General features: G+C 59.2%; 10 protein-coding genes and 1 pseudogene. 8 read left to right on the top strand and 3 right to left on the bottom strand.

Annotated features, from left to right (window positions below):
* Window positions 1-85: 85 nt before the first annotated feature.
* Entirely contained in the window at window positions 86-2,518 is a 2,433-nt protein-coding gene (locus ACJJU9_RS04535; protein ID WP_407730151.1) for a TonB-dependent siderophore receptor, read from the top strand.
* Window positions 2,519-2,597: 79 nt separating this feature from the next.
* On the opposite strand, the gene ACJJU9_RS04530 is transcribed toward ACJJU9_RS04535, so the two are convergent.
* A complete protein-coding gene (locus ACJJU9_RS04530) occupies window positions 2,598-3,143 on the bottom strand; it encodes a DUF924 family protein (protein ID WP_407730150.1) in 546 nt (181 codons plus the stop codon).
* A gap of 43 nt (window positions 3,144-3,186) precedes the next feature.
* The gene (locus ACJJU9_RS04525) at window positions 3,187-3,804 is read right to left on the bottom strand and encodes a LysE family translocator (RefSeq protein WP_048367118.1); all 618 of its coding nucleotides are present in this window, start codon (window positions 3,802-3,804) and stop codon (window positions 3,187-3,189) included.
* 146 nt (window positions 3,805-3,950) lie between these two features.
* Here ACJJU9_RS04525 and ACJJU9_RS04520 point away from each other — a divergent pair, with 146 nt between their 5' ends.
* Entirely contained in the window at window positions 3,951-4,403 is a 453-nt protein-coding gene (locus ACJJU9_RS04520) for an Lrp/AsnC family transcriptional regulator (protein ID WP_048367120.1), read from the top strand.
* Here ACJJU9_RS04520 and ACJJU9_RS04515 read toward each other — a convergent pair.
* Entirely contained in the window at window positions 4,392-5,312 is a 921-nt protein-coding gene (locus tag ACJJU9_RS04515) for a LysR family transcriptional regulator (protein ID WP_153374357.1), read from the bottom strand. The two genes, ACJJU9_RS04520 and ACJJU9_RS04515, sit on opposite strands and share 12 nt — an antisense overlap.
* 116 nt (window positions 5,313-5,428) lie before the next feature.
* Here ACJJU9_RS04515 and ACJJU9_RS04510 point away from each other — a divergent pair, with 116 nt between their 5' ends.
* From ACJJU9_RS04510 to ACJJU9_RS04485, 6 genes and pseudogenes are all read left to right on the top strand, one after another.
* A complete protein-coding gene (locus ACJJU9_RS04510; RefSeq protein ID WP_407730149.1) occupies window positions 5,429-6,316 on the top strand; it encodes an SDR family oxidoreductase in 888 nt (295 codons plus the stop codon).
* Window positions 6,317-6,411: 95 nt separating this feature from the next.
* Window positions 6,412-6,681, top strand: a pseudogene (locus ACJJU9_RS04505) (IclR family transcriptional regulator C-terminal domain-containing protein); the annotation flags it as partial.
* A 331-nt stretch (window positions 6,682-7,012) separates the two neighbouring features.
* Window positions 7,013-9,100, top strand: a complete 2,088-nt coding sequence (locus ACJJU9_RS04500) for an FAD-dependent oxidoreductase (protein WP_407730148.1) — start codon at window positions 7,013-7,015, stop codon at window positions 9,098-9,100.
* Between the two features lie 219 nt (window positions 9,101-9,319).
* Window positions 9,320-10,303, top strand: coding sequence for an amino acid ABC transporter substrate-binding protein (locus ACJJU9_RS04495; protein WP_407730949.1), 984 nt, complete (start codon window positions 9,320-9,322; stop codon window positions 10,301-10,303).
* A gap of 70 nt (window positions 10,304-10,373) precedes the next feature.
* Complete coding sequence (locus tag ACJJU9_RS04490; protein ID WP_407730147.1) at window positions 10,374-11,555, top strand: amino acid ABC transporter permease; 1,182 nt, start codon at window positions 10,374-10,376, stop codon at window positions 11,553-11,555.
* Window positions 11,556-11,565: 10 nt separating this feature from the next.
* On the top strand, window positions 11,566-12,663 hold the full coding sequence (locus ACJJU9_RS04485; RefSeq protein WP_407730146.1) for an amino acid ABC transporter permease: 1,098 nt from the start codon (window positions 11,566-11,568) through the stop codon (window positions 12,661-12,663).

Below are 12,663 nucleotides of genomic sequence, written 5' to 3'. Positions count from 1 at the left end.
TTTTGATAATTGCTCGCATCCGTGTCCGGTTTTTAATTCTCAGCCCACCTATCTCCTGAGACTTCCACACGATCAGGAGAATGCTGTGCTCAACCCGTGGCCCCACACCCGTTACGCCGCTGTAGCCCTTGCCGCCCTGGCCAACCCTGCCTGGGTGCAAGCCCAAGAGGTCAATTTCAATGTGCCCGCAGGTCCCCTGGCCACGACGTTGAACGCCATCGCCAGCCAAAGCGGGCACATCGTGTCGCTGGAACCGGGGCTGGTACAGGGCAAACAGGCACCTGCGGTGATCGGCCAGATATCGCCAGAGCACGCCATGGAAACAGCCCTGCGCGGCAGCGGCCTGCAATTGCGCATCACCGCGCAAGGCAGCTTCAGCGTCGAACCGGCACCACACGATGCGCAGGCATTGCAACTGGGCGTCACCAGCATTACCGAGCGCAGCCTGGATGCCACCACTGAAGGTTCAGGCTCCTACAGCGCGCGCGCCGTAACCATCGGCAAGGGCGCGCACAGCCTCAAGGAAACCCCGCAGTCCATCACCGTCATGACCCGCAAAATGCTCGATGACCAGAACCTCAACACCATCGAGCAGGTGATGGAAAAAACTCCGGGCATCACCGTGTACGACTCGCCCATGGGCGGCAAGTACTTCTACTCCCGTGGCTTTCGCATGACCGGCCAATACCAGTACGATGGCGTGCCGTTGGACATTGGCAGCAGCTACGTGCAGGCCGACAGCTTCAACAGCGACATGGCGATCTACGACCGGGTAGAAGTGCTGCGCGGCGCCGCCGGGATGATGAAAGGCGCGGGCGGCACCTCGGGCGGCGTGAACTTTGTGCGCAAGCGCGGCGAATACACCCCGCACACCCAACTGTCGCTGTCAGCTGGCACATGGGACAACTACCGCGGGCAGATCGACACGGGCGGCCCGCTGAACGACACCGGCAGCGTGCGCGGCCGGGCAGTGATCACCGAACAAACGCGCCAGTATTTCTACGACGTCGGGCAGCGCAAGGACCAGATCTACTACGGTGCGCTGGATATCGACCTGAGCCCCGACACCACGCTGGGCATCGGCCTGGCCTATGAAGACGTCGACGCCACACCCTGCTGGGGCGGTTTGCCGCGCTATGCCGATGGCAGTGACCTGAAGCTCAAGCGCTCCACGTGCCTGAACCCGGCGTGGAACCATCAGCGTAGCAAGCGCACCACCTGGTTCGGCGATTTAAAACATCAACTCAATGACGATTGGGCCGTGAAGGTTGCCGGGGTCTACTCCAAAAACACCCAGGACATGGAATACGCCTTCCCCAGCGGCTCGGTACCGGTGGGTGCCACCCAATCGAACACACTGGTCATTGGCAGCACCTATGACTATGACCAAGTCGACTACGGTTTTGACGCCTACCTTAACGGCACCTTCGATGCCTTTGGCCAGCAGCACGAACTCACGGTCGGGGCCAATGCCAGTCGCTCCCGAAAGGATGACTTCTTCGCTGTGGCGTTGCTCCCGGATCGGCAAAACGTATTTGACCCCAACCACCACCTGCCGCAGCCCGACGACAGCTACTACCTGGCCAATGCCACCCGTGGCGGCCCGATGGACATGCGCATCAAGCAATACGGCGCCTACTCCATCGCCCGCCTGAAACTGGCCGAACCGCTGACATTAGTAGTGGGCAGCCGGGTGAGCTGGTACTCCTCCAAGAGCGACTCCGTGTCGTACTGGCGCGGTGAAGGCACCCCGGTGCATACCCAAGCCAAAGAAACCGGGCAAGTCACCCCGTTTGCCGCCGTGTTGTTCGACCTCAATGACAACCTGACCGCCTACGCCAGCTACACCGACATTTTCACCCCGCAAGGCAACTACAGAACCCTGAGCGGCGCCACGCTCAAGCCATTGGTTGGCCAGAGTTACGAAGTGGGCATCAAGGGCGAATGGTTTGACGGGCGTCTGAACAGCGCCTTCAACCTGTTCCGTACGATTCAAAAAGATGCCGCCCAAGATGATCCGCTGTGCCCCGACAGCAGTTGCTCGCAAAACTCCGGCAAAGTGCGCGCCCAGGGTTTTGAAGCCGAAGTGAGCGGCGAAGTCATTGATCGCCTGCAACTGCTGGCCGGCTATACCTACACCCAGACCAAAGTGCTGGAAGACGCCGACGCCGCGCAAAATGGCGTGCCCTATAACTCTTACGTGCCGCGCCACTTGCTGCGAGTGTGGGCCGACTACGGCCTGAGCGGCGCGCTGGACCGCGTCAGTGTGGGCGCCGGGGTCAATGCCCAGAGCAGCAACTACCGCGTCTCGCCCATCAGCGGCAATGACATGACCCAGTCAGGCTACGCCGTGTGGAACGGCCGCGTGAGCTATCGCATCGACGACACCTGGTCGGTGGCACTGAACGGCAACAACCTGTTCGACAAGCGCTACTACGTGACCGTCGGCACCGAAGGCTTCGGCAATTTCTATGGCGAACCGCGCAATTTTGTCATGTCACTCAAAGCTGATTTCTGATCTCTAATCTCTGTAGGAGCGAGCTTGCCTCGCGATCTTTTGATCTTTCAAAAAGATCGCGAGACACGTGCACATCGCGTCAGCCAGCAAATCCACCCGCGGCGAGGAACGCGCGTTCCTCTTCGGTCGAGACACGCCCCAAGACGTCGTTGCGATGGGGAAAACGCCCGAAGCGCTCAATGATATCGGCGTGTTCCTTGGCCCAACGGATGTCTTGGGGGTTGAGTTTTTCATGCAGTTCCAACGACAGGCGCTGGTCATCGGCGTCTTCGGAATGCTCAAACGGCAAGTAACAGAACCCGCGCAACGCCACTTCAATCTGTTGATCCAGCTGCGCCTCAATCACCTTGCGGGCGTAAAAACGCGCCAACGGGTCGGTGGCGAACATGTGCGCGGTGCCACGGAAGGCATTGCGCGGGTATTGGTCCAGCAACAGCAGCAACGCCAGCGCGCCATCTGGATGTGCGGCCCAAGGCTCAAGCTCGCGCCTGGCGGCCTGAAAGTGCGCGGTGTAGAAGGTCTCACGAAAGCGCTTGTCGAAGGCCTCGTCCTTGGCAAACCAGTGCGTGGGGCCGGCCTGCTTCCAGAATTCAACCACCGCGTGCGGTGTGGTGTCAGTCGTCACGTTGCGTCCCTCCCTAAAGGTTGTCGCTGGAGCATAGCCGCTTTTAATGCAGCACTTGCTCAGCCAGCAACACCACGGCAATCACGATCATGATCGCGCCCGACACGCGGCTGACGTTTTGCGCCGCGCTGGGGCGGGTCTGCAACACGGCCTTGGCACCGAAGCCGACCATCAGGTACACCACGCCACAGCTGAACGCGTGCAGTGCGCCCAAGGCGACAATTTGCGCGGGTATCGGCCACACGGACAGCGGGTCAGTGAACTGCGGCAGCAAAGCCAAAAACAGCAGAAACACCTTGGGGTTCAAGCCGCTGACACACAGCCCCTTCCAGGCCCAGCGCAACCCGGAATCGGCCACTTGCACGCTGCCTGACTCGGGCGTCGAGGGGTGACGAATCATGCTGATGCCCAACCAGAGCAAATACCCGGAACCGGCAATGGTCATGGCCCGCAAGATCATCGGGTGGCTCGCCACCAACCCGCCAACCCCGGCCGCGACCACCACCGTCGCCAGCAAATGCCCCGAGAGCAAACCGGCCACCGCAGGGGTTACCAGACGCCCGCGCATACCCGCAGAAATCGCGTAGGCCCAGTCTGCACCGGGGGTAATGATGAACAGAAAAGACACCGCCCAAAAAGCGGCCAATACGCTGAGAGTCACAGGGTTCTACCTTCTACAGTGAGCCGGAGGGGTGTACACCACGCCGTTTTGAAGCGTGGGCAGCCCGTAGAAGAATAGGGAAATGCTGATAGGATTATCTTTCGTTTATCCCCCTAGAGCGCTATCAACCTAGAAGGTTCTTCCACGTGGATCGAATTGACCGCAAGATTCTCGCTGAGCTGCACGCCGATGGCCGCTTGTCCCTCACTGAACTCGCAGAACGCGTGGGCCTCAGCCTTTCGCCGTGCCATCGACGGGTGCGGGCGTTGGAGGAATCGGGGGTGATCCTGGGCTATCGCGCCCTGCTGGCGCCCAAGGAACTGGGCTTGAGCTTTTCTGCGATCGTGTTCGTGACCTTGCGCGAAGTCACCCGCCAGGCCATTGCCGACTTTGAGGCGGCGCTGCCTCAGATCCCGCAGATCATCGAAGCGCAGCGCCTGTTCGGCGACCCGGATTACTTGCTGCAAGTCATCACCAAAGACTTGCCGGCCTTTCAGCGCCTTTACGACGAACACCTCACCTCGTTGCCCAACGTGCAGCGGCTGGTGTCGACGCTGGTGATGAAGAACGTTATCAATGACCGGGTGCTACCGCTGTAAGCCGGGCATCAAGCCCTGCGCCAGTGCCTGCAACAGCACCTTGACCTTGGGTAACGCATCACGGTTTTTGGGCCACACCAAATGAATCGCCAACCCCTCGCTCGCCAGGTGCGGGAGCACTTCGACCAGGCTGCCCTCGGCCAGTTGTTGCTTGATCAGCCAGGTGGGCAACTGCGCGATCCCGCAACCGGCCATGACCGTGATGACCTGCGCCTCGCCATCGCCGACGATGTACTGCGCTGACATCACCCGACGCTCCATGGCGGCGCCCTGCTTGCCCACAAAACGCCAAGGGCTGACAGTGCCGTCTGCGCGACCGTAAGCCACGCACACGTGATGCTCCAGATCGCGCTCGGTCACGGGCTCGCCGTGTTGCTTGAGGTAAGCAGGCGAGGCGCAGAACACATGCCGCTCGCTGCCCAGATAACGGTGCCCCCACGCCGCCGGCCAGACGTCCGGGCCGCCCACGCGCACCACCACGTCGACGTCTTCTTCCACCGGGTCGATAAAGCGGTCAGAAAACGACAGGTGCGGCTGCAACTGCGGGTACTGTTGCACACACGCCAACACCACCGGCAACGCCTGCAAGCGCCCAAAAGCGGCGGGCAGGTCGATGCGAATACGCCCGCGCGGCTGCGCTGAGTCGGCGTGCAGCGTCAGCTCGGCTTCTTCCAGATCCGCCAGCACGGCCGTGCACGTGCGATAAAACGCCGTGCCCGCATCGGTCAGGGCCAGGCGCCGGGTGGTGCGATTGAACAGCCGCACCTGCAAGCGGCTTTCCAGCCGCGCAATACCTTTGCTCACCGCAGACGCGGTGAGGTTCATGCGCTCGGCCGCCGCCTTGAAACTGCCCGAGTCGCTGACGCAGACAAACACATCGATACCCTTCAAGCGCTCGGAAGAAAACATGACGGCCTCTTATTGATGAACTCAGTTCACTTTATTCGGTAAAAGGTATCGTAAATACGCCCCTATTTCCCCAGTAAGCTCAGCGCCACGACTTTACTCACCCCACAGGCGATTTTATGACCTCGCAAAAACCCACCGTTTTAATCACCGGCGCCACGGGCCAGATCGGCGGTGACACGCTGCGCTTGTTGCAGGACGACGACAGCATCACCTTGGTCGCGGCGGTGCGCTCAACCGCCAAAGCCCAACCGTTCGAGGCGCAGGGCATCCGCACGGTGATCATGGACTTTGATAAAGAAGAAACCCTGGCGCCCGCCTTACAGGGCATCGACCGGGTCTTGCTGGTGACCGGTTACACCGTCGACATGCTGCGCCAAAGCAAAGTGTTTGTGGACCAGGCGAAAAAAGCCGGGGTGCAGCACATCGTGCACCTGGGTGCCTGTGGACGTGACGACGCCAGCATCGGGCATTGGGCCTGGCACCAGTTGGTGGAGCGGTACATTGAATGGTCGGGCTTTTCGTTCACCCACTTGCGCCCTGAGTGCTTTATGCAAAACCTGCTGAGCTATGACGGGACTCAAGCGGTGAAATCCGGGGTGATTGAGCAGTACACCGGCGATACGCCGTTCAGTTGGGTCGATGGCGAAGACGTTGCCCGCGTGGCCGCACAAGCGCTGTTGCACCCGGACACACACGCTGGCCAAACATATCGCTTGGGTTACGACGTGCAATCCTACGGTGACGTGGCCAACATCATGACGCGGGTATTGGGCCAGCCGTTTCGCTACGACGCCCAGCCACCCGAAGTGTTCCTGGAAAACATGCGTGCAGCCGGTGCCGAGATGGCGTACATGAGTTGCGTGTATGACAACTTTAAACGCATGGCCGCCAACAGCATCCCGGGTGCCCAGGACACGTTTGACAACTTCACGGCCATTACCGGCCGCCAGCCTGTGCGTTGGGAAGACTTTGTGCAAAAGCACCGCAGTGCTTTTGCGTATTGATCCTGTACGGCATAAAACTGCTCAAGGGTGGGAGCGGGTCGGCCTCGCGGCGGACGGCGGCTTCGCCACGCCAGTAGGCAAAAAGTTTTGAGCGTCGAACCGCCAACACCCTCACCAGCATTGATGAGTACCTGCACGAACTGGCGTTGGTGCGCGAGCAAGGCTATGGCGAAGACCATGAGGAATTCGAAGACAACATGCGCTGCCTGGCGGCGCCGATCAGGGACCGCTTTGGCCATGTGATCGGTGGCATGAGCGTGTCCTTTCCGTGCTTTCGCTTTCGCGAAGAACTGAAGCAGGACTACGTCAAACAACTCATGGAAGCCTCGCAACAAATATCCAGCCAATTGGGCTGGCGCCCTTAGAGGTGATGTGGGTGTCGCAGTCGACACCCACATCAAGTAATCCTGAAATTTAGGAAGCGTCCTACAGACCTTGATGCTAGTTACTGCTAGTTTTGCCGAGGTAATTAGATGACGCATTTTTAAATCACACGGGACTTAATCATGATCACGTTCAAGACATTAGTAACGATCCAACTTGCCTTGAACTTTGGTCATATCTCACTCAAAGTCCCTTGACGTTAATCCCTATATTCACCCCCCATTCAAACCCCATGCTTACTGTTGCAACGCCAACTTTATTAAGTGCCTCTGCGTGAGGCATTAACAGGTCAGAAGTGTTGGAGATAACGCTATGAGGCTCTCTTGCGTTCCGCCAGTTGCTGCATCACTGATTGCCACTACCGAAAACATCTTACATATCGCGCCGGTGTCCAGTGGCTGGAAAGCCGATGCGCCCAGCAATGTGATCTTTATGCCCCCGACATTAACCCGGCAAACGTTGCTGATACAGATCGCACTGCTGCGCCCCTCAACCCTCGTTGTCGGAGATCAAAGCATTGATGCCGAGGTGATTGACCTGTGGCGAACGTGCCACCCATTCGGCGATCTTGTGCTGATTCGCAGAGGCTCGAGCCTGGATAAAGTGCGGCTGGACCTGTGCGCACCCAACCATGTTCGGGTGATCAATACGCCGGGGGTTAACGCGCCGCATGTAGCGGCCTATATCGCCCATTGGCTGACACTGGCCGATGGCTGCACTGCACAGGCTGTTAGCGTGCTGGGCTACGGCAATGTCGGCAAAGCGCTGGTCAACCTGTTGCTTGAGCAAAACCCGGACATCCGAGTCACGGTGTTAGTGCGCCCCGGCCAAACGCCAGCGCCGGTTAACCGGGTCTCATTTGTCGTTGACTGGCTTGAAGCATTGCAAGGGGCGAATGCCGTCGCGATCTGTTTGTCACTGAATGAGGGCTCCACACAGCGCATTGACCGTGCCCTCATTGAGAGCCTTAACCCTCAGGCCCGCGTGGTCTGTGTCGCCAAACCGCAGGTGTTCAGCGATGCGGCGTTGCAGGCTCTGGCAAAGGCTCAAGGCATCCAGTTGATCGTCGACTACGGGCCCGCAACACTGGATGCCTTTCGTCTGCGCACCCTGGCGCTCGGTTGTAGCACCTCAACGTGGTGCCAGCCAGCGACGTTGACGACGCAGGCGGCAACCACTGAAGCCTGCCAGCGCGACCTTGACTATGCCGTTTGCGTGCAACTGAGCCTTACGGCCTTGCGCGGCCTTGTCAGGCGTCAATGTGCCCGCTCACTGATGATCCCGACCAGGCCGGTTGAGGCCGGAGCGCCCAGCGTGTCGATCATTGGCAGAGGCATCAATGGTCTGCTCCAGGCGGTGATGTGCCGCCTGGCGAATTATCAGGTCACGGTCTACGGCGGGGATCAGGAGAGCGATGGCGCCAGTCACAAGAACGTCAATATGCGCCATCTGTCTGCAACAGAGACGGCGGCAAAGCCGCTGCATAACGACTACTTGCTGCCCGCCAATCAACACTTGGCCATTGCGTGTAATCGCGCAGGCATCGAGCTGTTTGAAAAGCTCCTGGCCGACAACCCGTCACTGCGCCCTTTCGCCAAGGCAGGGATTGTGCGGGCCTATCGAGAAGGAGACGAAGGCGCAGACGCAGCAATTGGCGAGCAATGCGCGATTGAACGTTCACCTTGGCCGAGTGGCAGGCCGGGCGGCGAGCCGTTGGAGATCAGCCAGCAGCAATTTGAGGCCAAGTATGCAATCCCCGGGATCAGTCGCGCCGTTGAGGTATCGGGATACGAGCTGGCGTTTGTCGAGGTGATGGCCGAGCTGGTGACGCTTTTGCAGCGCGCCGGGGTTCAGTTCCGGCCCCAGCGTCTGAGCCGGGGGCAAATGACCGAACTGAGCAGAGAGCACTTCGTCGTCACCGCCATGGGCGTTGAGCAACCAGACGTCTTACCGATCACCGGCTGGTTTTTCAAATTGATCGCTGTCGGCAACGAAGGCGCCGACCTGCGCGGGGTCAAGTTGCACTACGCGTTGCCAATCGGCGTCATGAATTGCCGCCTGGACGCAGGCCACATTCTTGTCTCCGGCGGCCAGGTGCCACCCGATGCAAGCCCGGCGGACAAACAACACATACTCGCCGCCTGCCTGGCCGCTGTTGCCCGGCATTTCCCAAACGCCTATGCCAAGGCGATCGAAAGTGACAACTTACAGATCATTGAATGCGCCCGGCCCGGTACTCAAGATGGCCTGTCGATTGTGCATTGGTGTGCATTTAATCGTGTTGCCGCCGGAGCAACTTATGCCGGAGGCACAACACAAGGTTTAGTGTGGGCCTCTTTGGTTCAAGAACTTATTCAAGCAAGGGCACTGACGCTCTCTGGCGTACCTGTGAATAAATAACACTATTAAAGGCTGTTTATAAAAAGCGCTCTTGGCTAGCCCATTTAGCCTTCATCAACTTTAGTGCCGATCATTTAATGAGACTGGCACTTACTTCGCTCAACACTTATTTGAACGCGAAGACACTCAAGCATCCGATAACAACAATGAAACATCACTTGAGGCATTGGAATGAATAGATTGAAACTTGCAGGGCTCACGCTCGCCGCCACGTCCCTGATGGGTCTTGCCAGTGGCGCCTCGGCGGGCGCCACACTGGACGCCATTCAGAAGAAAGGGTTTATCCAATGTGGTGTCTCCGATGGTTTACCGGGCTTCTCGGTACCGGATGCCCACGGCAAGATTTTGGGCATTGACGCTGACGTCTGCCGCGCGGTGGCTGCCGCCGTGTTTGGTGACGCCAGCAAGGTCAAATTCAGCCAGTTGAATGCCAAGGAGCGCTTCACTGCCCTGCAATCGGGCGAAATCGACATCTTGTCGCGCAACACCACCATGACCAGCTCCCGCGATGCAGGAATGGGCATGAAATTCCCGGGGTTTATCGCCTATTACGACGGCGTTGGTTTCCTGGTCAACAAAAAGCTCGGCGTAAAGAGTGCCAAGGAACTGGACGGAGCAACCCTGTGCATCCTCGCCGGGACCACCACCGAGCTGAACGTGTCCGACTACTTTCGCGCCAATAATCTGAAGTACAGCCCGATCACCTTCGACACCTCCGATGAAAGCGCCAAGTCGCTGGAGTCCGGCCGCTGTGACGTACTGAGTTCCGACAAGTCCCAACTCTACGCACAGCGCAGCAAACTAGCCCACCCTGAGGATTACGTCGTCCTGCCAGAAACCATTTCCAAAGAGCCGCTGGGCCCAATCGTGCGCAACGGCGACGACGACTGGCTGGCCATCGTGCGCTGGGTGGGTTACGCCATGCTCAACGCTGAAGAAGCGGGCATTACGTCGAAGAACGTGGAAGCTCAAGCCAAAACCAGCAAGAACCCCGACGTAGCCCGCCTGCTGGGTGCCGACGGCGAATACGGCAAAGACCTGAAGCTGCGCAAGGACTGGGTGGTGCAGATCGTCAAACAAGTCGGCAACTACGGCGAAGTTTTTGAGCGAAACCTGGGCAAAGGCAGCCCTCTGCAAATCGACCGCGGGCTGAACGCGCTGTGGAACAACGGCGGCATTCAATACGCACCGCCTGTGCGCTGATCGTTGAATGCGTTGTCGCCCGGCGGTTGATCGCCGGGCGATGTTCTGTTGCTTTTTTCCGGGGCATTCCATGCAAAACCTAATCGACGCACCCAAGCAGAAGCTGCGCTTCAGCGATCCCAAAGTGCGTGAGTGGCTGTTTCAGATCATTACGATTGTGGCGGTCGTTTCACTGGGCTGGTACCTGTTCAATAACACCCAGACCAACCTGCAACACCGAGGGATCACCTCGGGTTTCGAGTTTCTTGAGCGCAGCGCCGGTTTCGGTATCGCGCAGCATTTAATCGATTACAGCGAATCGGACAGCTATGCCAGAGTCTTTGTCATCGGCTTGCTCAACACCTTGCTGGTGACGGTGATTGGCGTGGTTCTGGCCACCCTCCTCGGCTTCATCATCGGCGTGGCGCGTTTGTCCCCCAACTGGATGATCAACAAGCTGGCGACAGTGTATGTGGAAGTGTTCCGTAACATTCCGCCGCTGCTGCAAATCCTGTTCTGGTACTTTGCGGTGTTCCTGAGCATGCCGGGACCGCGCAATAGCCATAACGTCAATGACACCTTCTTTGTCAGCAGCCGGGGCCTGAACATGCCCGCGGCGCTGGCCGCTGACGGCTTTTGGCCATTTGCATGCAGCGTGCTGCTTGCCCTCGTTGCTGTCGGCTTGATGGTGCGCCGGGCCAACCAACACTTTGAAGCCACCGGCCAACTGTTTCATAAGTTCTGGGCCGGGCTGGGCTTGCTGCTGGTGATTCCCGGGGCATGCGCGCTGATTTTTGGCGCGCCGCTGCAGTGGGAAATGCCCGAGCTCAAGGGTTTCAACTTTGTCGGTGGCTGGGTGCTGATCCCGGAACTGCTGGCGCTTACCCTGGCCCTGACGGTGTACACCGCAGCGTTTATCGCCGAGATCGTGCGCTCGGGCATCACCTCGGTCAGCCACGGTCAGACCGAAGCCGCACGTTCCCTGGGCCTGCGCCCCGGGCCGACGCTGCGCAAGGTGATCATCCCGCAAGCCCTGCGGGTGATCATTCCGCCGCTGACCAGCCAATACCTCAACCTGGCAAAAAACTCATCATTGGCGGCCGGGATCGGCTATCCGGAAATGGTCTCGTTGTTTGCCGGAACGGTGCTCAACCAGACCGGCCAGGCCATTGAGGTCATTGCGATCACCATGAGCGTGTACCTGGCGATCAGCATTAGCATTTCTTTGCTGATGAACGTTTACAACAAGCGCATTGCGCTGATCGAACGCTAAGGAGACGGCCATGACGACTCATCATTTCAAGCCCGACCTGCCGCCCCCGAACAAGGTGTTCGGCCCCATCGCATGGATGCGCACCCACTTGTTCAGCGGTGCTTTCAACACCCTGCTGACGTTGCTGGCGTTCTACCTGCTGTACCTGACAGTGCCGCCGCTGGTGCAGTGGACGATCCTTGACGCGAACTGGACAGGCAGCACCCGCGCCGACTGCACCCAATCAGGCGCCTGCTGGGTGTTCATTCAGCAGCGCTTCGGGCAGTTCATGTATGGCTACTACCCTGCTGACCTGCGCTGGCGCGTCGACCTGACCGTGTGGCTGGCCGTCATCGGCGCGGCGCCGTTGTTTATCTCTCGCTTTACGCACAAGGCCATTTACGGCTTGGGCTTTCTGGTGGTGTACCCGGTTCTGGCCTTCACCCTGCTGCATGGCGGCTATTGGGGCCTGACCAGCGTGTCGACCAGCCAGTGGGGCGGCCTGATGCTGACACTGGTGATCGCCACCGTCGGCATTGCAGGCGCGTTGCCTTTAGGCATCGTGCTGGCATTGGGGCGCCGCTCGAACATGCCCGCGATTCGGGTGGTGTGCGTGACCTTTATCGAGTTCTGGCGCGGCGTGCCATTGATCACGGTGCTGTTTATGTCGTCGGTGATGCTGCCGCTGTTCCTGCCCGAAGGCATGAACTTCGACAAGCTGCTGCGGGCGCTGATCGGCGTGATTCTGTTCCAGTCAGCCTACGTGGCTGAAGTGGTGCGCGGCGGTCTGCAAGCCATCCCCAAGGGCCAGTACGAAGCAGCCGCGGCGATGGGCCTGGGTTACTGGCGCAGCATGGGCCTGGTGATTTTGCCGCAAGCCTTGAAGCTGGTGATTCCGGGCATCGTGAACACCTTTATTGCGCTGTTCAAGGACACGAGCCTTGTGATCATCATCGGTCTGTTTGACCTGCTCAACAGCGTCAAGCAAGCCGCCGCCGACCCTAAATGGCTGGGCATGGCCACTGAAGGTTATGTGTTTGCCGCTCTGGTGTTCTGGATGTTCTGTTTTGCCATGTCGCGCTATTCCATGCATTTGGAACGCAAGCTCGACACCGGTCATAAACGTTAG

Origin of the sequence: Pseudomonas helleri, from assembly GCF_045830615.1 — a bacterium.
GTDB lineage: Bacteria > Pseudomonadota > Gammaproteobacteria > Pseudomonadales > Pseudomonadaceae > Aquipseudomonas > Aquipseudomonas helleri.
This window is presented reverse-complemented; position numbering and strand designations above follow the sequence as displayed.

Coding starts and splice junctions, on each gene's coding strand:
- ACJJU9_RS04515 (WP_153374357.1), bottom strand. CDS start 5,312: ATGTTTTCTTCCGAGCGCTTGAAGGGTATCGATGTGTTTGTCTGCGTC.
- ACJJU9_RS04510 (WP_407730149.1), top strand. CDS start 5,429: ATGACCTCGCAAAAACCCACCGTTTTAATCACCGGCGCCACGGGCCAG.
- ACJJU9_RS04500 (WP_407730148.1), top strand. CDS start 7,013: ATGAGGCTCTCTTGCGTTCCGCCAGTTGCTGCATCACTGATTGCCACT.
- ACJJU9_RS04495 (WP_407730949.1), top strand. CDS start 9,320: ATGGGTCTTGCCAGTGGCGCCTCGGCGGGCGCCACACTGGACGCCATT.
- ACJJU9_RS04490 (WP_407730147.1), top strand. CDS start 10,374: ATGCAAAACCTAATCGACGCACCCAAGCAGAAGCTGCGCTTCAGCGAT.
- ACJJU9_RS04485 (WP_407730146.1), top strand. CDS start 11,566: ATGACGACTCATCATTTCAAGCCCGACCTGCCGCCCCCGAACAAGGTG.